Raw genomic sequence first — 26,111 nt, forward strand, 5'->3', positions numbered from 1 at the left:
ACCGACATTGCATTCGGGCCGCCAGCACTGGCCCCCGCCTAACGCCCGCTGCGATAGTCCGCAAGCACGCCGTCCATCAGCGCGCTGGTCCGTGCCGCCGAGTACCCCGTGGAGGGTGAGCGGCCGACGCCCTGCAGCTCCGCCACCACCTGGGTGATCAACGGCTGCTGTATCGCCTGCGGGTTGAGGAACTCAAGCACCCGCGTGCCTTCTGCGGTTGTCACCACTACAGGGCCGTCGCCGAAGGTCGAAAACGTCATGACACCGGCATCGCCGGTGATCTCGACCTCATCCAGCGCCCGGAACGAACTGAATCCCCATTGACCCACGCCCTGTACGCCATTGGCCGCCTGGAAGCACAGCGACACCGTGTCCTCCGCCTCATACCAACCGCCAAGATTGCCGGCGGTACTTCCCTGCAACGTCAGCGGACCCAGCAGGAAATCCAGCAGGTCCAGCGTGTGCGAGCCCAGATCCATGAACAGGCCGCCGCCAGCGATGCCGGGCTGTGTGCGCCAGAACGATGGCGACTGCGACTCCGGATGGTGCGTGCGGTACAGCGCCGTGCGAACCGTGCGGAGAGCGCCAAGGGTGCCAGCGCTGAGCAGCTGCTGCACCTGGACAAACCTGGGCAACGCGCGCCGGTAGTAGGCAACAAAGACCGGCACGCCAGCTTCCTCACTGGCGGCCAGGATACGGGCGCACTGCCGGTGATCCATCGCCATCGGCTTTTCGATGTAGACCGGCTTGCCTGCGGCAATGGCCTTCAGCGCATACAGCATGTGCGTGGAAGGTGGCGTGGCGACGTAGACCGCATTGACCTCAGGGTCATTGATCAGTCGGTCGGCATCGTCATACCAGCGGCTGATGCCGTGTCGCCGTGCATAGTCCTGCGCCTTGGCGGCATCTCGACGCATGACGGCAACCACGCGTGAGCCGGGCACCTGGCTGAAAGCAGGCCCGCTCTTCCTCTCGGTGACGCTGCCGCAACCGACAAACCCCCAGGCAATGGTGCGCTGGCTCACGTGGGACACCTGATGAGACGGATGAAACTGCATTGTGCAGCCCGAGGGCACAGGATTGCCATGCACCCCGCTCGAGGCGTGCGAAGATCGACAAAGCGACAATGTGATGTGACCGTCGTACGCAACGCATGCAACACGTTTCAAAAAACCACACGCGCGATAATCCACGCGGCAGAAAAAACCAACGATGTATTCAATTATCTGAATGTTTGCATGGTTTTCCGTCTGATGGATTCCTAACATTCTCTCCGTCGCCAAGCACCCTCACGCGGGCGACGCCCCTTCTTTGCGCTTCCACAGCAGGACGGGAACCATTCCAATCATTGTCCGAGAGAGACAACCTCCATGAACTCGATCATCAAGAAGGCCGCGCTCGCTGCAGCGCTGGTCACCGCATCCTCGTCTGCGTTTGCCATCGACACCCGCATCTCCGTCTACGCGAACGTGGACACCACCCTGGCCTTCCAGCAGGAAGACGGCAGCCCGCTGCCGGACAGCATCACCATGAACTACCTGCCCGACTTCACCACCGGGCGCCCTGGTGGTCTGGAGCCTTGGAAGTTGAATACCCGCATCTTCACCAACGACGATTCCAAGAACATTGAAGTGAGCCTGCAGAACGCATTGGAGCTGGTACCGACCATTGGCGTCATTGGTGCCACGCCGGTGCCGATGACCGTGACTCTGCATGGCCTTGAGCTGACCGCCACCAGCCAGGATCTGGCTGCAACCGATCTCTTCGATGGCGCTATCCCAGGCGTCTCCAAGCCGCTGGAACTGGCGATCACGCAGACTACCGCCGGCCCGCTGAAGACCGGCAGCTATGAAGGCATGGCCACCATTGTGATGCGCCACAAGCCGTAAGCACCACCCGCCGGCCCGCGCTCGCGGGCCGGCCCCCAATTAGATTCCCGCCTGCATGAACATTCCCGCCCCCGCCGTTTCCCGGTTGGCGATGGCGCTCGCCCTGGCGCTGGCCCCCGCGCTATGCGATGCGCGCACCGTCCCCGCCGGTTTCGAAGATCTGGTTGAAGGCCAGACCGAGCAGCTGGACGTCAGCCTGCTTGGCCAGTCGGCCGGGCTGTCGCCGGTGCGGGTGACGCTGGAGGACGTGCAGCTTCTGGACCCGCAGCGCGTTGCTGAGGCACTGGGCCTGTCCGCCGAAGCGCAGGCCGCCCTCCTTCCCGCGCTCTCGCAGCCGATGCCGCGCAACAGCCATCTGGCCTGCCGCTACGGTGGCGCTGCGGCCGGCTGTGGCTACATGGCACCGCCCGAGGAGCCCACTGCCGTCAGCGCGCTCTACGACGAGGGCGAAGGCTCGGTGCGCCTGTTCGTGGCCCGCCAATGGATTCCCGGTGAAGTGCGCGAGCCGCATCGCTTCCACAGTGTCACCCCCAACGCCGAGAACGCGTGGCTGCACCGGCAGACGTTCAACATGAGCGGTGGCCGCGACTACCAATCACTGAGCGCACAGGGCGCAGGCACGCTGGGCGTGTTCGAGCGTGGCCACCTGGCAGGCGAGTGGAACTACAACCGCCAACAGTACCGCCACGGCGGCAGCAGCGATGATTTCCAGCTGGACAGCGCCTACTACCGGTACGACCTCGGCCAGGAGCACTACGTGCAGGCCGGCCTGATGGACCGCCGCAACCTCTCCAGCACCCAGGGTGGCACCTTCGCCTTCGGCATGCTGCCGCTGGACCGCTTCCGCGGCATGCGTTTCGGCACCACCTATGCCTACGTGGATGCCGACGGCGCCGTGCAGGCGTCCCCGCTGACCGTGCTGCTGGCGCGCGATGCGCGGGTGGACGCCTTCGACGGCGCGCGCCTGTTGCAGACCTTCTACCTGCAGGCGGGCGTGAACCAGCTCGACACCCGCAACTTCCCGATGGGCAGCTACAACGTCACCCTGCGTATCTACGAGGACGGCATCCTGGTGCGCAGCGAGGACGCGCCGTTCGACAAGGGCGGCGACTGGACCGACAGCCGCATGCAGTGGTTCGTGCAGCTGGGCCAGCGCGATGAGCGCCGCAGGAACACGTTTGACGGCGACCAGGCCCTGCATGCCGGCGTACGCGTGCCGCTGGTGCGCGATATGGCCGTCACCGCGGGCATGGCCGACATTGCCGGCTTCACCTATGGCGAAGTGCGGCTGGATGTACGGCGCCAGTTCTCCACCCAGGATGTGCGCGGTGCGTTCAGCGTACTGCGCGGCAGCGATGGCAGCAGTGGCCAGCAGCATCAGCTGTCCTACCGCCGCACGGCGGCATGGAACGTCTACCAGCAACGCATGCGCGGCAACGCCTGCCGCTTCCAGGACGATACGCGCGACCGACTGGGCTGCAGCGATTCGCTCAGCGCGTCGATGTCGCTGCCGGTGGCCGGCGGCAGTGCCTATGTGGGCTATACCCGCCGGCAGACCTGGCGGCCCGCGCGCGACCTGCCCGGCTTTGGCGATGACCCGCTGGAGGGGCTGCTGCCGTGGTTGCCGCCCGACCCGCTGCGCCCGCAGCGCGAGGCCCAGCGCAGCCGCACCTGGCAGGCCAGCTTCAGCCGTACCCATCGCTGGGGCGAGTTCACCGTCTCCACCCGCACGGGCGTGTGGCAGCAGCGCAACGACGCCGCTGTGGGTACAGCGGCAACGCGCGACCGCGGCGTATTCCTCAGCCTCAGCCTGAGCCGGCTGCAGCAGGGCGAGCGCGGCACCTCGCAGCGCCGCTACGCCGTGGATGCGCGCCAACCCGAACACCAGCGCCCCGACGTGACCTACAGCGTGGCCCAGAGCCTGCGCCAGGACGTGGACGCCAACTACCGCGAGGTGACCGGCGAGCTGCGTGCCACCAACAACGACCGCTACAGCGCCACGCTGGGTGCGCAGCTGCAGAACCCGTGGGGCCAGACCGGCGCCACGCTGGCCGGCTACCGCCAGCCGGGCAGCAACACGTATTCCTATAGCGCCAACCACGCCTCCAGCTTTGCACTGAGCCGTCGCGGCTTGTATTGGGGCGGCGGCGCCACCGCCGATGCCGGCCTGGCCGTGCAGGTGGATGACACCGACGACCTGGACCTGAGCGGCCTGGCCGCCGAGCTGCAGGTGGGCGGCGCACGCCGCCAGCGCCTGAAGCTGGGCGAGCGCCGGCTGATGCCGCTGCAGGCCTACCAGAGCCACCGTGCCGAGCTGCAGGACGCCAGCACGCTGGAAGGCATCGCCTCGGTGCGGGTAACCGGTGCATCCGGCATGCGGCCGTTGTTCCTCTCGCCAGGCCGGCTGGTGCGCATGCCGGTGCCGATCGAGGTGACCTACACCTTCATCGGCAGTGCGCGCGATGTGGCCGGGCTGCCGCTGGGCGGCGCCCGCATTCTCAACGCGCCGGTACCTGGCACCAGTGCCAATGGCGGCTTCGTCGCCGAGTTCCCGCGCTTTGAGAAGACGCTTTACCTGCTGCAGGACGACCGCCTGTTGCAGTGCCCCCTGCAGATACGCGAACGCCGCAGCGTGGTGCTGCTGGTGGGCGCGGTGCAGTGCGAACCGCTAGCCGTGGCGTTGTTGCCGCCGGAAATACGCCAGCAGGCCCGCGTGACCCGCCTGCTGCAGGAACAGGCGCTGATTGCCGTTGTGCCCCAGACCGCTGCTGCAGGAGAGACGCCATGAGCCGGCGCGTGTTGTTTGTGTGGATGCTGGTGAGTGCGCTGGCCGTGGTGGTGCCGAAGGCGTGGGCGCAGAGGCCGCCGCAGATGGACCCGCCGAGCGGGGTGATTACCCAGGACGTGGTGATGAGTTGGGATCGCTCGGCGATTCCGGCAAGCATCGAGCTGTGGCCGCGAAGGACGCTGATCGCCCACGATCACCTTGATCCGTCGAAGCAGTACGGCGCACTTTTCTTCACATGTGTATCAGCCAGTGACTCGGCTACGGGACGGTGTGCTGTCGAGGACACGCATGACACAACCAAGGGCGCATTCAGTGAGATTGCCGTAGCGTTCACTGAGCAAAGGACCGGGCTCCGCTATGACACCTGGGTCTCATCAGCGATCGAGAGAATCGACGCGACGGGTTCCTGTTCTGCGGACTACTGGCGCAGCACCATCTACTGGCCGCATTCGTCATCAGGCAATGGGTGCTTCGGGCTGGAGCAGGTTGGAATGGGAGGAGTTCTCCTGCTGAACGAAAAGAGCCTCCAGCGCCTCACCGCAGGCCACTGGAAGGGCACCCTCGAACTTCGCTTGCGCCGCCCCCCGTCCGAGCATCTCGCCACCTACGTCTTCAACTTCGATTTCACGATCACCGACTACGACGCAGTTGCGATCTACCTGCCCGGGTTCGAAAACGGCAATGCCAACGTCAACATGGATCTTCGTTACGATCCGCGCATAAGCATCGGGAATATCGCTGGCAGCAAGGACGTCGACATGTGCCTGTACGACGGCCTGGGTTCGCAGAGCGAATACCTGGGTGTCACCGTGCGGGATACAGGCTCAAACCCCAGTACTGGCGACGACTACTCGCTTTGGCACCGCGATGCGACCGGCGACGAACGCGAGCGCGTGAGCTTCAACGTCTGGTTGAACTATGCCGGCAGCAAGCGCCGCATGCGCAACGGCGTGGAAGAGCAGTTGCTGGGCGTCGACAAGACCGCGCTGCGGCTGGTGAAGCTACCCAAGCTCGACCAGCCCGTTTATTGCGTACCGACACCGATCACCCTTGAAACACCGGCCTTTACAGCCAGCAGCAAGCGCGAAGGCGTCTACACCGGTGAGCTGAAGGTCGAACTGCGCGTGCCCACCGTCCGGCCCTGATTCCTAAGGAGATACTCGTGAACAAATTCATCTACCTGCTGTTGCCGGTGGCGCTGCTGCTTGCAGCGCCAGCCCACGCCAATCTCACCGTCCACCCGATGCGCTCGTCTGTGGAGGGCAAGCGCAGCACGCAGATCCGTGTGTACTCGCAGTCCACCCAGGCGCAGTACGTGCAGGCCACGCTGCGTCGCATCGACAACCCTGCCAGCGCCGACGAGCAGGAAAGCGAAGTTGAGCCGCACGAGGCCGCCATCGCCGTGACGCCCGGCAAGTTCGCATTGGCTGGCGGCGGCAACCGCCTGATCCGCGTGATTCCGCTGCAGCCCGTGCAGAAGGAAACCGCCTACCGCGTGTACTTCGAGGGCGTGCGTGGGCCGGAAGAAACCGCAGTGGAAGGCGAAACCGGATCCCAAGCCAACGTAGGCGTCAGTCTGGTCTGGGGCGCACTGGTGAACGTGCTGCCCACCGATGGCGAGGTGGCGCTGCAGCTGCAGGGCAGCACGCTGCATAACACCGGCAGCCTGCGCGTAGGCATTACCAGCGTGGCCGAGTGCACGCGCGCCGGTGCCTGCACCGCCCATGACATCACCCACAGCCTGTACCCGGATGCCGCACTGGAACTTCCGTTCCAGCCGAAGCCCGGCAACACCCTGCAGCTGCGCTATCGCCTCACCCGCGACGGCTACCGCGAGCACGTGCAGACCGTCTCCGCGTCGGCAGGCTGATCCGATTCCATCTCTGTCCTGCGCAGGTGCGCGGGCGAACTTTTCCCCGTGTTGCTAAGGAGCTTCAATGAACCGCATCTATCGACGTATCTGGAATGCCACCCGGCGCTGCTGGGTGGTGGCCAGTGAACTGAGTTCGCCGCGTGGCAAGCCTGCGCGCAGTTCAAGAAGCGCCGCCTGCGTCGCGGGGCTTGTGCTGATTCCATTTGCGGCGATAAGCCACGCCGCCAGCGAACCCGACTGCACCGGAAGTGATGTCATCTGCGTGAATCGCGATGAGCCGACGGGGATTCACGACGATCCGCTCAGTGTGGCGTTCTTCGCTCCGCCCTTCGTCGCTGGCATTCTTGCCACTGGTGATACGTTGTATGGCAACGCAAGTACGAGTGGGGATCACAATTCGGCGTTCGGCGCGTCAACTGAGGCGCGTGGCTACGGCACCGCTATGGGCTTCGGTGCCAGTGCCATGTCCCATGGGGCTACGGCCTTCGGCGCCAATGCATATGCAAGAGGTCGCAACAGCATCGCGCTGGGTCGTAGTGCAAGCATTACCTACAGCGACGCCGATGAAGCCATTGCAATCGGATACAACGCCATGGCTGGAACGAACGCCACCAAGGGCGCCGTCGCCATAGGTGCGGGCTCACGTGCCCAGGACAATTCCTTGGCGTTGGGCTACAACGCCAGGTCGAGCAGCTGGGACAGCGTAGCCCTCGGCACCAGCTCCGTTGCAACGGAGTACCGAACGGTGTCGGTTGGCAGCAGTGACATCAAGCGCCGCATTGTGAATGTCGAGAAGGGCAGAATCTCAAGTGGGAGCAACGACGCCGTGACAGGGCATCAACTGTTCGAGACCGGAGAAAAGGTAACGGCCGCACAGCGACGCGCCGATCTTGCCTACACCAGTGCTGAAAGTTCCCAGAGAACTGCCGATAGTGCGCTGGTGAAGGCTGACAGTGCTTTGAGCACTACCGTCACCCTACGGGGCCTTATCGACCACGCGGGCAGCTCGGGTGAGATTCGAATCGGCAGGAGCAACAGCGGATCGCTGATTGACATTCGCAACAACGGTGGCAACGACCGCCGTATCGGAGGCGTTGCGGATGGGCAGGTCAGCGGGACCAGCCGTGAGGCGGTCAATGGCCGCCAGCTGAACATGACCCACGAACTCGCCAGCCAAGGCAAAACAGCTGCGACGGAGGCGTTGAAGACAGCGCAGGCAGCGACGTCCCGGCTTGATGGCGTCTCGTTGGCACTTGGCCAAGGGGCAAGTGCGAACGTCAATTCGGGGACGGCTGTAGGCGGAAATGCCATTGCAGGCCAGGATTCGGTCGCCTTGGGCAGTCGCTCCGAGGCCAAGCAGCCTGAGTCTGTGGCAGTGGGGAGCCGCGCTGATGCATTTGCAAGGCATAGCACAGCGTTGGGAAGCAATAGCGCAACTATTGGGGCGGCGAGCACGGCAGTGGGCCATTCGGCCAGAGCTGGGGGAACTGGCGCGGTCAGTATCGGCTACCGCGCACGGGCGGACGGCATCAACTCCCTGGCGATCGGCGCATCTGCCAATGCTGCACACAGTGGATCGGTGGCGCTGGGAGACGGCTCGGTGACGGACGGGGTCGATCAGGTTTCGGTGGGGAACAGCAGCGCCGGGACGCTACGCAGGATCGTAAATGTGGCTCGGGGCGCGCTGTCAGCGACCAGTACTGAGGCGGTAACGGGCGCGCAGCTGTTCGCCGTCGACGAGATGGCCCGTGGTGCCGAAACCCTGGCGCAGGGCGCGGCAACCGCTGCGGACAATGCAGTGGCCAAGGTAACGGTGCTGGAGGGGCTGGTGCGAGAGGATGGACCGTCGGGCAGTGTTCGCCTGGGTGGAAACAATTCCGGTTCCGTGCTGGATGTTCGTAACAAGAGTGATGGCAAGCGGAAGATCACTGGGGTTGCGGAAGGCGCGCTTGTTGCTGGTAGCACCGAAGCTGTGACGGGCGGGCAGCTGGCGGCAACCAACGCTAAAGTGGCCGGTGCTGAGAAGTCGATCGCTGACGTGCAGGCGCGCATGGAGGCTGGATCCAGGTACATTGCGGTGGGCACACCATTGGATGACGAGAAGGCGCAGGCGGGACGTCTCGGCGTTGCCATGGGTGACTCTGCGTTTGCATCACCCACCAAGGATGGCGCCGTTGCCCTCGGCAGCTATTCAAGAGCCCTCGGTGAGAACTCTGTTGCACTTGGCCGCGCTGCTTGGGTTCAGGATGGAGCGGATGGCGGCTTTGCCTTGGGTACTGGGTCCGCAGTAGGTGAGCAGGGAGGTTTGGCACTGGGCGCTGATAGCTCTGTGAAGAAGGGGGCGAAGAATGCGGTCGCCATCGGTGATTCTTCCACTGCTGCGGAGAGCAATACCGCATCCTTCGGCGATGGCGCGCTCCAGCGCCGCCTTACCAACCTCGCCCGCGGTACCGCCGACCACAACGCCACCACCGTCGGCCAGTTGAACGACACCCTTGCCGTCCTCGGCGGCGGCGCGAAGCTCGACGCAACTGGCAACGTGACCGCTCCCACCTACACCGTACAGAACACCCGCCAGCACACCGTCGGCGATGCACTGACCATCCTCGATGGCGCGGTGGTGCGCACTACCTCCCGCATGGACGGGGTCGAAGGCCAGCTCCGCTCCATCTTCCAGGACACCCCCACCGCCCGCGCCGACGGCCTCAACCAGATCACCCTGGCCGGCGCCAACGGCATGATCCTGTCCAACGTGGGCAACGGCCTTATCGCGGCCGGCAGCCGCGATGCGGTCAACGGCGGCCAGCTGCATTCCATGCAGCAGCAGCTAAACGGCCGCATGGATGGCCTGGAACAGCGCATCGACGGCCAGCCACAGTCGCGCATGATGGCGCTGGCTTCCAATGAGTCGGGCACGCCTGCCACCCCGCCCGTGGCTGAAGAGCCGGCGCCGCCCGCCAGCAACGACGACAAGGTCGCCGCCAACACCGGCAACGCGCCGAGGTCCTCGCCGCAGCCCAAGGCAGAGGCGCCGGAATCGCCGAAGCCGCAGGTCGACACCGCCGAACTGGAGAAGATGCTGGCCCGTGCCAACGACTACAGCGATGGCATCGCCCGCGAAGTGGATGCGCGCCTGAACAAGATGGACAAGCGCTTCAACCGCATGGCGGCGATGAGCAGCGCGCAGACCGCGATGGCGATGAACACCGCCGGCCTGGCCACGTACAACCGCCTGGGTGCGGGCGTGGGCTATGCCGAAGGCGAATCGGCCATGGCGGTGGGCTACCAGCGCGTGCTGAACGAGAAGGGTTCGGCCACCTTCAGCCTCAATGGTGCCTTCACCAACAGTGGTGAGCGCAGCATGGGCGTGGGCGTGGGTATCGGCTGGTAAGCCGTGATGCCCCGGCGTGGTGTGCGGTTACCGTGCGCTGCGCCGGGGCTTGGACTTTCAATGGCCAGCCACCCTTACATGCCCAGATCGGACAGCCCGGGGTGATCATCCGGGCGACGCCCCAGCGGCCAATGGAACCTGCGCTCGCTCTCCTTGATTGGCATGTCGTTGATGCACGAGAACCGGCGCTCCATCAGGCCATCTGCACCAAATTCCCAGTTCTCGTTGCCATAGGAACGGAACCAGTTGCCCGAGTCGTCATGCCATTCATAGGCGTAGCGCACGGCAATGCGGTTTTCGGTGAAGGCCCACAGCTCCTTGATCAGGCGGTACTCAAGCTCTTTCTTCCACTTGCGCGCAAGGAACTGGCGGGCTTCTTCGCGGCCGCTGGTGAACTCGGCACGGTTGCGCCACTGGGTGTCGAGCGAATAGGCGAGCGAGACGTTGTCGGCATCGCGGGAATTCCAGCCGTCTTCGGCCAGACGGACTTTCTGGGTGGCCGATTCAAGAGTGAACGGAGGAAGCGGCGGACGGGACGGTTCAGCGGACACGGTGGGGCCTCCAATGGGGATGGATACGCGGGTTACTTCAGCGGATGGGCGTTGCCCGGGCGTTATCGCCGGGCTTGTTTCAACAACACCTGCGCCACGTCCCTGGCATGGTCTGCAGCGCCGTAGTCGCCCATGACGCGGGATACGGTGATGGCACCTTCCATGAGTACCAGCAACTGCCGCGCCAGGGCGGCTGGCTGCTCGATACCCAGTTGCCCGGTCAGCTCCAGCGTGTAATCGAGCAACTTCTGTTTGTGATGCCTGGCAATCCGGCGGATCGGATCATCGGGGTTGCCGACCTCGCCCGCTGTGTTGATGAACGCGCAGCCGCGGTAATCCTCGGATTCAAACCAGCCCTTGAGCACCGTGAACATGCGCAGGAGGCGCGCTTCGGCGCTGTCGGCCTTCTCGCACTCGTGCCTGAACCAGTCCAACCAGCGCACATCGCGCGCGCTCAGCGCCTCGGCGGCGACCTGGTCCTTGTTTTCGAAATGGCGGTAGATGCTCTTGCGCGCCACGCCGGAGGTCTTTACCAGAAGATCCATGCCGGTGGCATGGATGCCGTTCTGGTAGATCAGGGCCTCGGCGGTCGCCAGGATCTTCTGCTTGGTGTCGTTGGTGATGGTGTCCACGACGCCAAGGTAGAACGATCGTTCTACCCTGTCAACTGCCACGTGCAGGAAACAAAAAAAAGGCGGGAACGCCTGCGCGCCCCGCCTTCTTCATCCACCATGGCCCAGCTGCCGGGCCGGAGAACCCGGGCCCTGCCCTTACTCCACCGTAACGCTCTTGGCCAGGTTGCGCGGCTTGTCCACATCGGTGCCGCGCGCCAGCGCGGTGTGGTAAGCCAGCAGCTGCACCGGAATGGTGTGCACGATCGGGCTGAGCACGCCGGCATGGCGCGGGGTGCGGATGACATGCACGCCTTCGGACTCGCTGAAATTGCTGTCCTGGTCGGCAAACACGAACAGCTCGCCGCCGCGGGCGCGCACTTCCTGCATGTTCGACTTCACCTTTTCCAGCAGGCTGTCGTTGGGCGCGATCACCACCACCGGCATGTCCTCGTCCACCAGCGCCAGCGGGCCGTGCTTCAGTTCACCGGCCGGGTAGGCCTCGGCGTGGATGTAGGAGATTTCCTTGAGCTTGAGCGCGCCTTCCAGTGCGATCGGGTAATGCAGGCCACGGCCCAGGAACAGCGCGCTGCTCTTGCGGGCGAAGCGCTCGGCCCAGGCGGCAATCTGCGGTTCCATGTTCAGCGCGTGCTGCACGCTGCCCGGCAGGAAGCGCAGCTGCTCCAGGTAATCGGCTTCCTGCGCGGCATCGACGCGGCCGTGCAGCTTGCCCAGCACCACGGTCAGCTGGAACAGCGCGGCCAGCTGGGTGGTGAAGGCCTTGGTCGAGGCCACGCCGATCTCGGCACCGGCACGGGTGTAGCAGACCAGCTCGCTGGCACGCGGGATCGCGCTTTCCGGCACGTTGCAGATCGACAGCGTGTGCTTGTGGCCCAGCGACTTGGCGTACTTCAGCGCTTCCATCGTATCCAGCGTTTCGCCGGACTGGGAAATGGTCACGATCAGGTGCTTGGGGTTGGCGTACGCCGCGCGGTAGCGGTACTCGCTGGCGATTTCCACGCTGCACGGCAAGCCGGCGATGGATTCGATCCAGTAGCGGGCGGTCAGGCCGGAGTAGTAGCTGGTGCCGCAGGCCAGGATCTGCACGCCTTCGATACCGGCCAGCACGGCCTCGGCACTCTTGCCGAACAGCTCGGCCGGGAAACCACCGGCGTCGATGGCCGCTTCGATGGTGTCGCCCAGCGCGCGCGGCTGCTCGTGGATTTCCTTCTGCATGAAGTGGCGGTACGGGCCCAGCTCCAGCGAGGCCAGCGAGACGTCGGACAGGTGCACGTCACGCTCGACCGGCTGGTCGTGCTCGTCGAACACCTGCACGCCGTCGCGGCGGACGTCGGCGGTGTCGCCCTCTTCCAGGAAGATGACCTTGCGGGTGGCCGAGATCACCGCCGAGACATCGGAAGCAACGAAGTTCTCGCCTTCACCCAGGCCCACCAGCAGCGGGCAGCCCATGCGTGCGCAGACGAAATGGTCCGGCTCGGCACGGCTGACCACGGCCAGCGCGTAGGCGCCAGTCAGTTCCTTCACCGTGCGCTGCAGCGCGCCCAGCAGGCTGTCGCCGCCCTTCAGGTGGTGGTGCATGAGGTGGGCGATCACTTCGGTGTCGGTCTGCGACTCGAAGGTGTAGCCCAGCGCGCGCAGCTTCTCGCGCTGTTCTTCATGGTTTTCGATGATGCCGTTGTGCACCAGCGCCACGCCGGCACTGATGTGCGGGTGCGCGTTGGCCTCGGTCACCCCGCCATGGGTGGCCCAGCGGGTATGGCCGATGCCCAGCTGGGAATGGAAGCCTTCGGCTTCGGCGGCGGTGGCCATTTCCGAGACACGGCCGGTACGGCGCACGCGGCGCACGTCCGGGCGCTCTGCACGGTCGATCACCGCGATGCCGGAGGAATCGTAGCCGCGATACTCCAGCCGCTTCAGTCCTTCGATCAGCACCGGCACCACATCGCGATCAGCGATCGCACCCACGATTCCACACATGTCGCGCTTTTCCTTGAAGACGGTCGCCGCATTCTAGCGTGGGTGCCCGTGCCGTCCCTCCTGTCCGCTTAATGAAAGTGTCCGCAACAGTGTCCGCGGACACCCGGACACGGAGAACCCAGTCGCAAACCATTGAAAAGGCGTGAAAAAAAGTTGGCACGGAGCGTGCTTGGTCTTTGGCACCACCGAAAGGCATGCTCCCGATGATCCGCGACACCTCTGCCCAGGACCAGATCGTTTCCGCCCCCTCCGCCAGCGCCCCCCGTGCGGCCTGGCAGCGCTACCGCTGGCCGGCCCTGGGCGCCATTGCCCTGCTGGCCGCCATCGGCTGGGCCGTGCATGCCTGGTCCAACGCCAGCCGCTCCTTCGACAGCAGCCGGGTGCGCATCGCCGAAGTGCAGCGTGGCGACCTGGTGCGCGACATCGCCGCCGACGGCCGCGTCATCGCCGCCAACAGCCCCACTCTGTACGCCATCTCCGCAGGTACGGTGGACCTGAAGGTGGTGGCCGGTGACGTGGTCAAGAAGGGCCAGGAGCTGGCGATCATCGACAGCCCGGAACTGCGCAGCAAGCTGGCCCAGGAACAGGCCACTCTGGCCGGCCTGGAAGCCGAAGCCAGCCGCGCGGCGCTGGACGCTACCCTGGCCCGCGCCAAGTCGCGCAAGGAAACCGACCAGGCCAGCATCGAACGGCAGGCCGCCGACCGTGACCTGCAGCGCTACCAGCGCGGCTACGACGGCGGCGCGGTGCCGCAGATCGACCTGGCCAAGGCCCAGGATTCGCTGAAGAAGGCCGACATCACCCTGGCCAACGCGACCACCGATGCGCGCCTGCAGAGCCAGGGCGCCGACCTGGACGCACGCAACAAGCGCCTGCTGGCCGACCGCCAGAAGGCGGTGGTAACCGAAGTGCAGCGCCAGGTGGATGCGCTGACCCTGCGCGCGCCGTTCGATGGCCAGGTCGGCCAGGTGCAGGCCACCCAGGCCACCAACCTGGCGGCCAACGCGCCGGTGCTGGGCGTGGTCGACCTGTCCAAGTTCGAAGTGGAGATCAAGGTGCCGGAGAGCTTCGCCCGTGACCTGGCGATCGGCATGCCCGCACAGCTGACCGGCGGCAACGGCAAGCCGTTCCCGGGCGAGATCAGCGCGGTCTCGCCGGAAGTGGTCAACGGCGAGGTCAATGCCCGCGTGCGCTTTGCCGCTGCGCAGCCGGAAGGCCTGCGCCAGAGCCAGCGCATGTCGGTGCGCGTGCTGCTCGATACCCGCCGCAACGTGATGAAGGTCGAGCGTGGCCCGTTCGTCGAACAGGGCAACGGCGTAGCCTACGTGATGGACGGCCGCACTGCCGTGCGCCGGCCGGTGGAACTGGGCGTCAGCAGCCTGGGCGAAGTGGAAATCAAGTCGGGTGTGCAGCCAGGTGACCGCATCGTGGTCTCGGGCAGCGACCTGTTCAAGGACGCCGAACGCGTCTCCGTCAACTGACACATCCTGGAGAGAGGACACCCCATGTACATGCTCGAAATGCGTTCGGTCGCCAAGGTATTCCGTACCGAACAGGTGGAAACCCACGCACTGCGCTCGCTGGAACTGCAGGTCAAGGAAGGCGAGTTCGTCGCCGTCACCGGTCCGTCCGGCTCCGGCAAGACCACCTTCCTCAACATCGCCGGCCTGCTGGAAACCTTCACCAGCGGCACCTACCTGCTGGACGGCGAGGACGTGAGCACGCTGGGCGATGATGCGCGCAGCCGCATGCGCAACCAGAAGATCGGCTTCATCTTCCAAGGCTTCAACCTGATCCCCGACCTGAACCTGTTCGACAACGTGGACGTGCCGCTGCGCTACCGCAGGATGGGCGCCGGCGAGCGCCGCGAGCGCATCGAGAAGGCGCTGAACCAGGTGGGCCTGGGCTCGCGCATGAAGCACTACCCCAACGAACTGTCCGGCGGCCAGCAGCAGCGCGCCGCCATCGCCCGCGCCCTGGCCGGCAGCCCGCGCCTGCTGCTGGCCGACGAACCGACCGGCAACCTGGACACGCAGATGGCGCGTGGCGTGATGGAGCTGCTGGAAGAGATCAACGCGGCCGGCACCACCATCGTCATGGTCACCCATGACCCGGAACTGGCCGCGCGCGCGCAGCGCAACGTGCACATCGTCGATGGCCAGGTGACCGACCTGGTGCGTGAGCCGGTGCTGGCCACGCCGCGCCGCATCGTCGCCGTCAACGAGTGAGGGCCCGACCATGTTCGCCTACTACGCCCGTCTGGCGGCGCGCAGCTTCCGCCGCAACAAGGTCCTGACCGCGCTGATGGTGGTCGCCATCGCGCTGGGCATCGGCGCCTCGATGACCACCCTGACCGTCTTCCACGTGCTCTCCGGCGATCCGATCCCGGACAAGAGCGACCGCCTGTTCTACGTGCAGCTGGACCCGGGCCCCCGTGGCGGCTACGTGCCCGGCGAGGAACCCAATACGCAGATGACCCGCTTCGATGGCGAGGCCCTGCTGCGCGAAGCCAAGGCCGAACGCCAGGCGCTGATGAGCGGCGGCGGCGGCACCATCGAGCCGGAGGGCAGCACGCTGCAGCCGTTCTCGATCGACACCCGCTGGACCTCGGCCGACTTCTTCCCGATGTTCAACGTGCCGATGCAGTACGGCCGTGCCTGGACCCGCCAGGATGACGACGGTCGCGCGCGCGTGGTGGTCATCTCCAAGGCGCTGAACGACAAGCTGTACCAGGGCGGCAACAGCGTGGGCAAGGACATCCGCATGGATGGCCAGAGCTTCCGCATCGTGGGCGTGATGAAGGAATGGAACCCCGAGCCGCAGTTCTTCGACCTCACCACCGGCAGCTACGGCAAGGACGAGGATCTGCTGCTGCCGATGTCCACGTCGATGGACCTGAAGCTGGGCAGCAGCGGCAACATGAACTGCTTCGGCGAGAACCCCGACGGCGACAGCTACACCTTGAACGCGCCCTGCACCTGGCTGCAGTACTGGGCCGAGATGGACCCGGGCAAGGCCGATGACTACCGCCGCTACCTGGAAAACTATTCCAGCCAGCAGCGTGAGGCCGGCCGCTTCGAGCGCCCGCCGAACGTGCGCCTGCGCAACGTGATGCAGTGGCTGGACTTCAACGGTGCAGTGCCCAGCGATGTGCGCCTGCAGCTGTGGCTGGCGCTGGGCTTCCTGGGCGTGTGCCTGGTCAACACCGTGGGCCTGCTGCTGGCCAAGTTCCTGCGCCGCAGCGGCGAGATCGGCGTGCGCCGCGCACTGGGTGCCAGCCGCGGCCAGATCTTTCTGCAGTGCCTGGTGGAAGCCGGTGCGGTGGGCGTGGTCGGTGGCGTGCTGGGCATCGGCGTGGCCCTGCTCGGCCTGTTCGCCGTGCGCCAGCAGCCGGTGGACTACGCCAAGCTGGCCCACCTGGACGGCAGCATGCTGCTGCTGGCCATCGGCCTGACCCTGTTTGCCAGCGTTGCCGCTGGTTTCCTGCCCGCCTGGCGCGCGATGCAGGTCACCCCGGCCATCCAGCTCAAGTCGCAGTAAGTACCGGAACGAGGACTCCCATGGACATCCGCCCCATCCTCAGCACCCTGCGCCGGCACAAGACCGCCGCCGCCCTGATCGTGCTGGAAGTCGCCCTGACCTGCGCCATCGTCTGCAACGCGCTGTTCCTGGTCAGCCAGCGCGTGGAAAAGATCAGCATGCCCAGCGGCATCGCCGAGAACGAGCTGGTGATGGTCCGCGTCAGCGGCATCGGCAAGCAGACCAACGGCATGGCCCGCACCCGCGAGGACCTGGCGTCGCTGCGCGCCATTCCCGGCGTCACCAGTGCCACCATCATCAACCAGGTGCCGTTCCGCGGCGGCTCGTCCAGCAGCAGCATCCAGCGCCAGCAGGACCAGGAACGGCCGACCACCGAGGCATCGATGTACACGATGTCCGAGGATGGCATCCGCACGATGGGCATCAACGTGATCGCCGGGCGTGACTTCCTGCCCGACGAGTACATGGACTACGCCACCGTCTCCAAGGCCGGTTCCAAGGACACGGCCATCCCGGTGATCTTCAGCCAGGCCACCGCAGCGAAGATGGAACCGGACGGCAGCGCGCTGGGCAAGACCTACTACATGGGCAAGCAGCCGCTGCACGTCATCGGCATCGTCGACACCCTCACCACGCCCACCGGCTGGGCCGACAACTGGAACGAGTCGATGCTGATGCCGCTGCGCCGCGGCTTCGACGAGGGCGGCACCTACATGCTGCGCACCGCACCGGAGCGCCGCGATGAAGTGCTCAAGGCGGCCGTCGCCGCGCTGGAGCGCAACGATGCCAACCGCCTGATGCGCGACAAGAAGACCTACGAGGATCAGCGCAAGGACTACTTCAAGAACGACCGCGCCATGGTGGGCCTGCTGGTGACGGTGTGCATCGCGCTGCTGGTGGTCACCGCGCTGGGCATCATCGGCCTGGCCAGCTTCTGGGTGCAGCAGCGCAGCAAGCAGATCGGCATCCGCCGTGCGCTGGGTGCCACCCGCGGGCAGATCCTGCGCTACTTCCAGACCGAGAACTTCCTGCTGGCCACGCTGGGCATCGTGCTGGGCATGCTGGCTGCATACGCGATCAACCTGGCGCTGATGAACATGTACGAGCTGCCGCGCATGCCGCTGCTGTACCTGCCGCTGGGTGCGGTGCTGCTGTGGGTGCTGGGCCAGGTGGCCGTGTTCGGCCCGGCCCGCCGCGCCGCTGCCGTGCCGCCGGCCGTTGCCACCCGGGGCGCGTGAGATGCGCGCCCTGGCCCTGGCGGTTGCGATGACCGTGGCGCTGCCGCTGCCGGTGCTTGCCGGCAGCAGCACGGTGCAGACGATGAACTGGCAGCAGGAAGGCGCGCGGCTGGCGCTGCGCTCCACCGAAGGCCAGGTGCAGGTCGATGCAGCCAGCCCCGAGGCGCGCTTCGGCGTGCGCCGGGGCGACCGCATCCTGCGCGTGGACGACGCCCCGGTGCGGCAGATCGACCAGCTGGCCACCGCCCTGCGCAAGGCCGACGCCGCAGGCAGGACGCAGGCCTACCTGCTGCTGCGTCGCGACAGCCGCACGTTCAGCGTGCCGGTTGCGGTGGCCACCTGGAAGGCCGTGCTGGTACCACCGCCGGCACCGCCCTCACCGGCGCCGCCACCGCCGCCGCGCTGACCTTCCCCGGCCCCTGCGGGGCCACCGGTTTGGCTATATTGGCGAGGTCACGGTAGCGCCGGGCCATGCCCGGCGGCTCTGCCAACCACGCTGCTCCTGAATCCGCCGGGCATGGCCCGGCGCTACCTATATTCGAACCATGCCTGCGATCCTGATCATCGATGACAACGCCAGCGTCGGCACCGCGCTGGACGTGCTGTTTTCCCTGCATGACATCGACACGCTGCAGGCGCAGAGCCCGGCCGATGGCCTGGCGATGCTGGAGAGCCACGCGGTCGACCTGGTCATCCAGGACATGAATTTCACCGAGGACACCACCTCCGGCGAGGAAGGCGAGGCCCTGTTCGCGCAGATCCGCGCGCGCCACCCCGACCTGCCGGTCATCCTGCTGACCGCATGGACCCACCTGAGCAGCGCGGTGGACCTGGTCAAGGCCGGCGCCGCCGATTACCTGGCCAAGCCCTGGGATGACCGCAAGCTGCTGACCACGGTCAACAACCTGCTGGAACTGTCCGAAGCCCGCCGCGAGCTGGACCAGCGGCGCGCACGCGAGGAACGCCAGCGCAACGCTCTTGAAGAGAAGTACGAACTTTGCGGTGCGGTGTTCGCCGATCCCGCCAGCGAGCGCGTCATCGCCCTGGCCTGCCAGGTCGCCCGCTCGGAGCTGCCGGTGCTGATCACCGGCCCCAACGGCGCCGGCAAGGAAAAGATCGCGCAGATCATCCAGGCCAACTCGCTGGCGGCCAAGGGGCCGTTCGTCGCGGTCAACTGCGGTGCCCTGCCCTCCGAACTGATCGAGGCCGAACTGTTCGGCGCCGAGGCCGGTGCCTACACCGGTGCCAACAAGGCGCGTGAGGGCAAGTTCGAAGCCGCCGATGGCGGCACGCTGTTCCTGGATGAGATCGGCAACCTGTCGCTGGGCGGGCAGATGAAGCTGCTGCGCGTACTGGAAACCGGCCGCTTCGAGCGCCTGGGCTCCAACCGCGAGCGCCAGGTCAAGGTGCGGGTGGTCAGTGCCACCAATGCCGATCTGCCGGCGATGATCCGCGATGGCAGCTTCCGCGAAGACCTCTATTACCGCCTCAACACGGTGGAACTGGCGCTGCCGCCGCTGGCCGAGCGCGCGGGCGACATCGTGCCGCTGGCCGAGCGCTTTCTCACGGCGGGCAAGCCACTGTCCACCGCTGCGGCCGCCGCACTGCAGCGGCACCCGTGGCCGGGCAACGTGCGCGAGCTGCGCAACGTGATCCAGCGCGCCGAGCTGCTGGCCAGCGGCAACCGCATCGAGGTGGCCGACCTCAACCTGCCGCGTGCCCCGGCCGCACCGCGACCGGCGCCCAGCACCGGCAACGATCCCGACCGCGCGCGCATCGAGGACGTGCTGGCGCGCAACCACGGCGTCATCGCCCAGGCGGCGGCCGAGCTGGGCCTGAGCCGCCAGGCCCTGTACCGCCGCATGGACCGCCACGGCATCCCGCGCGAATGAAACGGCGCTCCTTCACCTTCCGCCTGTTCCTGCGCCTGCTGCCGGTGCTGGCGCTGGCGGCTGCGCTGCCGTGGCTGCTGGCCTACTGGATGAACCACGGCTGGTGGGTGACAGCGATCTCCTCGGTCGTGCTGCTGTCGCTGATGTGGTGGTCGCTGCGCCGTGCCACGGCACCGGTGCGATCGCTGATGCGTGCCCTGGCCGGCACCACCAGCAGCTACCGCGATGGCGAGTTCAACTTCGGTGTGTACTGGCCGGGCAACGACGAGCTGGGCGACTTGGTGCAGGCACACCGCGAGCTGGGCGACGTGCTGCGCGAGCAGCGCCAGGGCTTGGTGCAGCGCGAACTGCTGCTGGACACCATGGTGCAGAACACGCCGGTGGCGATGCTGCTGATCGCCGCCGGTGGCGACGGCATTTCCCGCGTGGTGTTTTCCAACCTGGCTGCGCGCAAGCTGCTGCACGGTGGCTGGAAGCTGGAAGGCCAGCGCATGGAAGAGGTACTGGAACAGCTGCCGGTGGAACTGCGCGATGCCATCGCGCGGGGTGGCGACAGCCTGTTCGCGGTGCGTGCGGAAGTGGAGGACGGCGTCGAGCCCGACGAGGATGACGAACAGGTCTACCATCTGTCGCGGCGCGCGTTCCATCTGAATGGTCGCCCGCACGATCTGCTGCTGGTGCGCCAGTTGACCGCCGAACTGCGCCGCCAGGAAGTGCAGACCTGGAAGAAGGTGATCCGGGTGATCAGCCATGAACTGAACAACTCGCTGGCACCGATTGCCTCGCTGGCCCATTCCGGTGGCGAGCTGGTCAAGCGCGAACGCTTCGACCGCCTGCCGGAAATCTTCAGCACCATCGAGGATCGCGCGCGCCATCTGGAAGGCTTCATCCGCGGCTATGCGCGTTTTGCCAAGCTGCCGCAGCCGCAGCTGCAGACCGTGCACTGGGCGCCGTTCCTGTCCAGCCTGCGCCAGCAGATTCCCTTCGGCATGGACCGCGAGCCGGACGAGACACTGAGCAGCCGCATCGACATCGCCCAGTTCGGCCAGGCGCTGTTGAACCTGCTGAAGAACGCACACGAAGCCTGCGCCGAAGCCGACCCGCCCAACGACGATGTGCAGGTGCAGCTGACGCGGCTGCCGCAGTGGCTGCGCCTGGACGTGCTGGACCGCGGCAAGGGCATGAACGAACAGGTGCTGCAGAACGCGCTGATGCCGTTCTATTCAACCAAGCGCAACGGCACCGGCCTGGGCCTGGCGCTGACCCGCGAGATCGTTGAAGCGCACGGCGGCCGCGTATCGCTGCAGAACCGCGGTGACGGCGGGTTGTGCGTGTCGATCCTGCTGCCGGTGGGTTGATCGGTTGGCCGCATCCACGCATGGCGTGGATCTACTGCCGCCGGGCATGGCCCGGCGCTACCTTGGCGGACATTCCCCAGTAGATCCACGCCATGCGTGGATGGCATTACCAGTAGATCCACGCCATGCGTGGATGGCATTACCAGTAGATCCACGCCATGCGTGGATAGCGGCGGTGCCTCAGGACTTCTTCACCGGCCGCTTCCAGCCATCGATGGTTTCCTGTCGTGCGCGGGCCAGGGTCAACTTGCCATCCGGCGCATTGCGGGTGATGACCGAACCGGCCGCGATGGTCGCGCCCTGCCCGATCGTCACCGGTGCCACCAGCGCGCTGTTGGAGCCGATGAAGGCGTGGTCGCCGATGGTCGTGGTCGACTTGTTCACCCCGTCGTAGTTGCAGGTGATGGTGCCGGCGCCGATGTTGACCTTGCTGCCGATCACTGCATCGCCCAGGTAGGTCAGGTGGTTGGCCTTGCTGCCCACGCCCAGGGTGACCTTCTTGGTTTCCACGAAGTTGCCCACGTGCACGCCGTCGGCCAGCACGGTGCCCGGGCGCAGGCGCGCGAACGGGCCGATCTGCGCGGCACCCTCGGTCACCACGCCTTCCAGGTCGCAGTGCGCGCGCACTTCGGTGCCCGGTCCCAGGCGCACGTCTTTCAGGCGGGTGAACGGGCCGACGGTCACGCCATCGGCCAGCTCCACCTTGCCTTCGAGGATCACATCGACATCGATCAGCACGTCGCTGCCGACCGTGACCTCGCCGCGGATATCCAGGCGCGCCGGATCGAGCACGCGCGCACCCTGCGTGCACAGGGCACGCACCGCGCGGCGCTGCCAGGCACGTTCCAGCTGCGAGAGCTGCCACGGATCATTCGCGCCTTCGGCTTCCTGCGCATCGGACACCAGCGCCATCTCCGCCGGGGTGTACTCGTGTGCGGCGAAGGCGAACACATCGGTCAGGTAGTACTCGCCCTGCGCGTTGCTGTTGGACAGCTGCGAAAGCCAGCGGCGCAGCGCCGTCGATTCGGCGGCGATGATGCCGGTGTTGATGGTGCGCACGCGCAGCTGGTCGTCGTTCGCATCCTTCTGTTCGACGATCGAACCGACCCGGCCTTCAGCATCGCGCAGCACGCGGCCGTACCCGGTCGGGTCGTCAACCTCGGCCACCAGCACCGCCAGGCGGCCTGGCTGGGCCAGCAGGTGGCGCAGCGTGTCCGCACGGATCAGCGGCACGTCGCCGTACAGCACCAGCACCTGCGCGGCATCGGGCACCTCCGGCATGGCCTGTGCCACGGCATGGCCCGTGCCCAGCTGCTGCGCCTGTTCGGCCCACAGCAGGTCGGTCTGGTCGGCGAAGCGCTGGCGGACGGCTTCTCCGCCGTGCCCGTACACCACATGGATGGCGGACGGCTGCAGTTCCCGCGCCGCGGCGATCACGTGGGCCAGCATCGGCTGGCCGGCGATCGGCTGCAGCACCTTGGGCAACACGGATTTCATGCGCTTGCCAGCGCCGGCGGCGAGGATGATGACGTGCAGGGCTTGGGTCATGGGCAGCGGTCCGTGGTTCGTTGCCGCTGATTCTAGAGCGTCGGCCGTTAACATGGCGGCCTGCCCGTCTCTATTGCCGCCATGAGCCTGCTCCGCCAGGGAAGTGCCTACATCATCATCGGCCTGTTGCAGCTGCTGCTGGACTGGCTGGTGTTCGTCGCCCTGACGGCGGCGGGCATGCCGGTGGTGCCGGGCAACATCGCCGGGCGCGTGGCCGGCATGCTGCTGGGTTTCTGGTTGAACGGGCGGATCACCTTCGCCGATGCACAGGGCCGGCAACGGCTGGGCTGGCATCGCTTTGCCCGCTTCCTGCCACTGTGGCTGCTGCTGACCGCGGCGAGCACGCTGCTGGTGTCTACCGCCGACCATACGCTGGGGCTGGAATACGCCTGGCTGGCCAAGCCGCTGGTGGAAGGCGGCCTGGCCGGCGTGTCGTTCCTGTTGATGCGCTACGTGGTGTATCGCTGACGGTCGACTCTACCCGTCGGGGCCGCGGGAAAACCTGCCCGGTAGAGTCGACCGTTGGTCGACCATCGCGCGCAGCGCGGGGTTTTCGCGGGCCATCCGGAAGAGCAGTCGACCAACGGTCGACTCTACCAACGCTGACGGCACAAACAAAAACGCCGGCACATGGCCGGCGTTTCTGCAGGGTGGCGCGAACCTCAGTGCTTGAGGGTCTTGCGCAGGCGCTCCAGCGCCTGCAGCTGCACCACGGCTTCGGCCAGCTTCTGCTGGGCCTCGGCCACTTCCATGGCTTCACCGCGGTTGGCCAGGATGCGCTCGGCTTCTTCCTTGGCCTTGCGGACCGAGGCTTCGTCGATGTCCTGCGCACGGATCGCGGTGTCGGCCAGCACGGTGACCACCTGCGGCTGCACTTCCAGGATGCCGCCGGAAATGGCGAAATCCAGCTGCTCGCCGTTCGGCGTGGTCACCACCACCTTGCCCGGCTTCAGGCGGGTGATCAGCGGTGCGTGCTTGGGCGCGATGCCCAGTTCGCCGAGCTCACCCGTAGCCACGACCAGAGTCGCTTCACCACGGAAGATTTCCTGCTCGGCGCTGACGATGTCGCAACGGATGGTGCTCATGATCAGGCCTTCTCAGCCATCTTCTTGGCCTTCTCGACCGCTTCTTCGATGCTGCCGACCATGTAGAACGCCTGCTCCGGCAGGTGATCGTACTCACCATCGACAATGGCCTTGAAGCCACGGATGGTGTCCTTCAGCGACACGTACTTGCCCGGCGAACCGGTGAACACTTCGGCCACGTGGAACGGCTGGCTGAAGAAGCGCTCGATCTTGCGGGCGCGCGACACGGCCTGCTTGTCTTCCTCGGACAGTTCGTCCATGCCCAGGATGGCGATGATGTCCTTCAGTTCCTTGTACTTCTGCAGGGTCTGCTGGACGCGCTGGGCGGTGTCGTAGTGCTCGTGGCCGATGACCAGCGGGTCCATCTGGCGGCTGGTGGAGTCCAGCGGATCGACGGCCGGGTAGATACCCAGCGAGGCGATCGAACGCGACAGGGTGACGGTCGAGTCCAGGTGGGCGAAGGTGGTCGCCGGCGACGGATCGGTCAAGTCATCCGCGGGAACGTAGACGGCCTGGATCGAGGTGATCGAACCGTTCTTGGTCGAGGTGATGCGCTCCTGCAGAACGCCCATTTCCTCGGCCAGGGTCGGCTGGTAACCCACGGCGGACGGCATACGGCCCAGCAGTGCCGAGACTTCGGTACCGGCCAGGGTGTAGCGGTAGATGTTGTCGACGAACAGCAGGACGTCCTTACCCTTGCCGTTTTCGTCCTTCTCGTCGCGGAAGTACTCGGCCATGGTCAGGCCGGTCAGGGCGACGCGCAGACGGTTGCCCGGCGGCTCGTTCATCTGGCCGTACACCATCGCCACCTTGTCGAGGACGTTGGAGTCCTTCATTTCGTGGTAGAAGTCGTTGCCCTCACGGGTACGCTCACCCACGCCGGCGAACACGGACAGACCGCTGTGCGCCTTGGCGATGTTGTTGATCAGCTCCATCATGTTGACGGTCTTGCCGACCCCGGCGCCGCCGAACAGGCCGACCTTGCCGCCCTTGGCGAACGGGCACATCAGGTCGATGACCTTGATGCCGGTTTCCAGCAGCTCGGTGGCCGGGGACTGGTCTTCGTACGACGGGGCTGCGCGGTGGATTTCCCAGCTGTCGCTGGCGGCCACCGGGCCGGCTTCGTCGATCGGACGGCCCAGCACGTCCATGATGCGGCCCAGGGTGCCAGCGCCGACCGGCACGGAGATGCCGCGGTCGGTGTTGACGGCCACCAGGTTGCGCTTCAGGCCGTCGGTGGAACCGAGGGCGATGGTACGCACCACGCCGTCGCCCAGCTGCTGCTGGACTTCGAGGGTGATTTCGGTGTTTTCGACCTTCAGTGCGTCATACACCTTCGGCACCGACTCACGCGGGAATTCGACGTCGACGACCGCGCCGATGATCTGAACGATCTTGCCCTGACTCATTGCTGCATCCTCTAAATGTGTGCTTTGAACGAACGCGGTCAGACTGCTGCCGCGCCGCCGACGATTTCGGAGATTTCCTGGGTGATCGCTGCCTGGCGCGCCTTGTTGTAGACGAGCTGCAGGGTGCCGATCAGCTTGTTGGCGTTGTCGCTCGCCGCCTTCATCGCGACCATGCGTGCGGCATGTTCGGAGGCGACGTTTTCCAGCAGTGCCTGGTACACCAGCGATTCGATGTAACGCGTCATCACGTGCTCCAGCACGGTCGCGGCATCGGGTTCGTACAGGTAGTCCCAGTCATGGTGGGCGACCTGCTTTTCAGCCGGCGGCAGCGGCAGCAGCTGATCGAAGCTGGCCTTCTGCACCATGGTGTTCACGAAGCGGTTGTAGACCAGGTACACGCGGTCGATCTTGCCTTCGGTGAAGGCGTCGAGCATGACCTTGATCACACCGATCAGCGATTCCAGCTTCGGCACGTCGCCGATGTGGGTCACGCTGCCGACCATGTTGACCTTCACGCGGCGGAAGAAGGTCGATGCCTTCTGGCCGATGGTCACCAGGTCCACTTCAGCACCCTTGTCCTGCCATGCCTTGGCTTCGCCCAGCATCTTGCGGAACAGGTTGTTGTTGAGGCCGCCAGCCAGGCCGCGATCGGAGGAGATCACGATGAACCCGACCCGCTTGACCTGCTCGCGCTCGACCAGGAACGGATGCTGGTAATCGGTGCTGGCCTGGGCCAGGTGGCCGATCACCTGCTTCATCGCCTGCGCGTACGGACGCGAGGTCTTCATCCGATCCTGCGCCTTGCGGATCTTGGAGGCCGAGACCATTTCCAGGGCGCGCGTCACCTTGCGGGTGTTCTGCACGCTCTTGATCTTGGTTTTGATTTCGCGTCCGCTTGCCATCTTTGATTCCCGTAGAGCGGGGCGATGCCCCGCTGCAA

General features: G+C 66.0%; 21 protein-coding genes. 13 read left to right on the forward strand and 8 right to left on the reverse strand.

Features of this window, described 5'->3' with window-relative positions; translation table 11 throughout:
• Positions 1-38: 38 nt before the first annotated feature.
• Complete coding sequence (locus QMZ26_RS12620) at positions 39-1,025, reverse strand: Gfo/Idh/MocA family oxidoreductase (protein ID WP_283221653.1); 987 nt, start codon at positions 1,023-1,025, stop codon at positions 39-41.
• Positions 1,026-1,370: 345 nt separating this feature from the next.
• Here QMZ26_RS12620 and QMZ26_RS12625 point away from each other — a divergent pair, with 345 nt between their 5' ends.
• The 5 genes from QMZ26_RS12625 (at position 1,371) to QMZ26_RS12645 (ending at position 9,941) form a co-directional block, all read left to right on the forward strand.
• Positions 1,371-1,889, forward strand: a complete 519-nt coding sequence (locus tag QMZ26_RS12625; RefSeq protein WP_200734597.1) for a CS1 type fimbrial major subunit — start codon at positions 1,371-1,373, stop codon at positions 1,887-1,889.
• Positions 1,890-1,944: 55 nt separating this feature from the next.
• Positions 1,945-4,677 (forward strand): TcfC E-set like domain-containing protein, encoded by a 2,733-nt coding sequence (locus tag QMZ26_RS12630; RefSeq protein ID WP_283221654.1) that lies wholly within the window; start codon positions 1,945-1,947, stop codon positions 4,675-4,677.
• Positions 4,674-5,822 (forward strand): CfaE/CblD family pilus tip adhesin, encoded by a 1,149-nt coding sequence (locus QMZ26_RS12635; protein WP_283221655.1) that lies wholly within the window; start codon positions 4,674-4,676, stop codon positions 5,820-5,822. Before QMZ26_RS12630 ends, QMZ26_RS12635 begins: the two co-directional genes overlap by 4 nt.
• A gap of 17 nt (positions 5,823-5,839) precedes the next feature.
• A complete protein-coding gene (locus tag QMZ26_RS12640) occupies positions 5,840-6,547 on the forward strand; it encodes a pilus assembly protein (RefSeq protein ID WP_283221656.1) in 708 nt (235 codons plus the stop codon).
• 67 nt (positions 6,548-6,614) lie between these two features.
• Positions 6,615-9,941 (forward strand): ESPR-type extended signal peptide-containing protein, encoded by a 3,327-nt coding sequence (locus tag QMZ26_RS12645; protein ID WP_283221657.1) that lies wholly within the window; start codon positions 6,615-6,617, stop codon positions 9,939-9,941.
• Between the two features lie 74 nt (positions 9,942-10,015).
• Here the strand turns inward: QMZ26_RS12645 and QMZ26_RS12650 are convergent, their stop codons facing one another.
• The 3 genes from QMZ26_RS12650 to glmS form a co-directional block, all read right to left on the reverse strand.
• Positions 10,016-10,492, reverse strand: coding sequence for a nuclear transport factor 2 family protein (locus tag QMZ26_RS12650; protein WP_200733142.1), 477 nt, complete (start codon positions 10,490-10,492; stop codon positions 10,016-10,018).
• Positions 10,493-10,554: 62 nt separating this feature from the next.
• The gene (locus QMZ26_RS12655; protein WP_283221658.1) at positions 10,555-11,124 is read right to left on the reverse strand and encodes a TetR family transcriptional regulator; all 570 of its coding nucleotides are present in this window, start codon (positions 11,122-11,124) and stop codon (positions 10,555-10,557) included.
• Between the two features lie 138 nt (positions 11,125-11,262).
• Complete coding sequence (glmS, locus tag QMZ26_RS12660; protein ID WP_283221659.1) at positions 11,263-13,101, reverse strand: glutamine--fructose-6-phosphate transaminase (isomerizing); 1,839 nt, start codon at positions 13,099-13,101, stop codon at positions 11,263-11,265.
• Between the two features lie 203 nt (positions 13,102-13,304).
• On the opposite strand from glmS, the gene QMZ26_RS12665 reads away from it, so the two are divergent.
• The 7 genes from QMZ26_RS12665 to QMZ26_RS12695 all read left to right on the forward strand — a co-directional run bounded on the left by QMZ26_RS12665 (position 13,305) and on the right by QMZ26_RS12695 (position 21,129).
• Positions 13,305-14,582, forward strand: coding sequence for an efflux RND transporter periplasmic adaptor subunit (locus tag QMZ26_RS12665; protein WP_200733145.1), 1,278 nt, complete (start codon positions 13,305-13,307; stop codon positions 14,580-14,582).
• 24 nt (positions 14,583-14,606) lie between these two features.
• Complete coding sequence (locus QMZ26_RS12670; protein WP_079223539.1) at positions 14,607-15,329, forward strand: ABC transporter ATP-binding protein; 723 nt, start codon at positions 14,607-14,609, stop codon at positions 15,327-15,329.
• Between the two features lie 10 nt (positions 15,330-15,339).
• The gene (locus QMZ26_RS12675) at positions 15,340-16,641 is read left to right on the forward strand and encodes an ABC transporter permease (RefSeq protein WP_108747426.1); all 1,302 of its coding nucleotides are present in this window, start codon (positions 15,340-15,342) and stop codon (positions 16,639-16,641) included.
• A 20-nt stretch (positions 16,642-16,661) separates the two neighbouring features.
• Positions 16,662-17,879, forward strand: a complete 1,218-nt coding sequence (locus QMZ26_RS12680; protein ID WP_283221660.1) for an FtsX-like permease family protein — start codon at positions 16,662-16,664, stop codon at positions 17,877-17,879.
• Between the two features lies 1 nt (position 17,880).
• Positions 17,881-18,285, forward strand: coding sequence for a PDZ domain-containing protein (locus QMZ26_RS12685; protein ID WP_283221661.1), 405 nt, complete (start codon positions 17,881-17,883; stop codon positions 18,283-18,285).
• 139 nt (positions 18,286-18,424) lie between these two features.
• A complete protein-coding gene (locus QMZ26_RS12690) occupies positions 18,425-19,771 on the forward strand; it encodes a sigma-54 dependent transcriptional regulator (protein WP_283221662.1) in 1,347 nt (448 codons plus the stop codon).
• Positions 19,768-21,129: a HAMP domain-containing sensor histidine kinase gene (locus QMZ26_RS12695; RefSeq protein WP_108747429.1), complete on the forward strand. Its 1,362-nt coding sequence runs from the start codon at positions 19,768-19,770 to the stop codon at positions 21,127-21,129. The genes QMZ26_RS12690 and QMZ26_RS12695 overlap by 4 nt, the downstream gene beginning before the upstream one ends.
• A gap of 180 nt (positions 21,130-21,309) precedes the next feature.
• Here the strand turns inward: QMZ26_RS12695 and glmU are convergent, their stop codons facing one another.
• A complete protein-coding gene (gene glmU / locus QMZ26_RS12700; protein WP_283221663.1) occupies positions 21,310-22,677 on the reverse strand; it encodes a bifunctional UDP-N-acetylglucosamine diphosphorylase/glucosamine-1-phosphate N-acetyltransferase GlmU in 1,368 nt (455 codons plus the stop codon).
• Positions 22,678-22,758: 81 nt separating this feature from the next.
• Here glmU and QMZ26_RS12705 point away from each other — a divergent pair, with 81 nt between their 5' ends.
• A complete protein-coding gene (locus tag QMZ26_RS12705; RefSeq protein WP_283221664.1) occupies positions 22,759-23,145 on the forward strand; it encodes a GtrA family protein in 387 nt (128 codons plus the stop codon).
• 194 nt (positions 23,146-23,339) lie between these two features.
• Here the strand turns inward: QMZ26_RS12705 and QMZ26_RS12710 are convergent, their stop codons facing one another.
• Genes QMZ26_RS12710 through atpG form a run of 3 tightly spaced genes read right to left on the reverse strand, consistent with a single transcriptional unit; the run spans position 23,340 to position 26,073 of the window.
• The gene (locus QMZ26_RS12710; RefSeq protein ID WP_005411127.1) at positions 23,340-23,762 is read right to left on the reverse strand and encodes a F0F1 ATP synthase subunit epsilon; all 423 of its coding nucleotides are present in this window, start codon (positions 23,760-23,762) and stop codon (positions 23,340-23,342) included.
• Positions 23,763-23,764: 2 nt separating this feature from the next.
• A complete protein-coding gene (gene atpD, locus QMZ26_RS12715) occupies positions 23,765-25,171 on the reverse strand; it encodes a F0F1 ATP synthase subunit beta (RefSeq protein WP_079223556.1) in 1,407 nt (468 codons plus the stop codon).
• Positions 25,172-25,209: 38 nt separating this feature from the next.
• The gene (gene atpG / locus QMZ26_RS12720) at positions 25,210-26,073 is read right to left on the reverse strand and encodes a F0F1 ATP synthase subunit gamma (protein ID WP_005411129.1); all 864 of its coding nucleotides are present in this window, start codon (positions 26,071-26,073) and stop codon (positions 25,210-25,212) included.
• Between the last annotated feature and the right edge of the window lie 38 nt (positions 26,074-26,111).

The organism is Stenotrophomonas sp. PFBMAA-4 (assembly GCF_030053215.1).
Taxonomy (GTDB): Bacteria; Pseudomonadota; Gammaproteobacteria; order Xanthomonadales; family Xanthomonadaceae; genus Stenotrophomonas.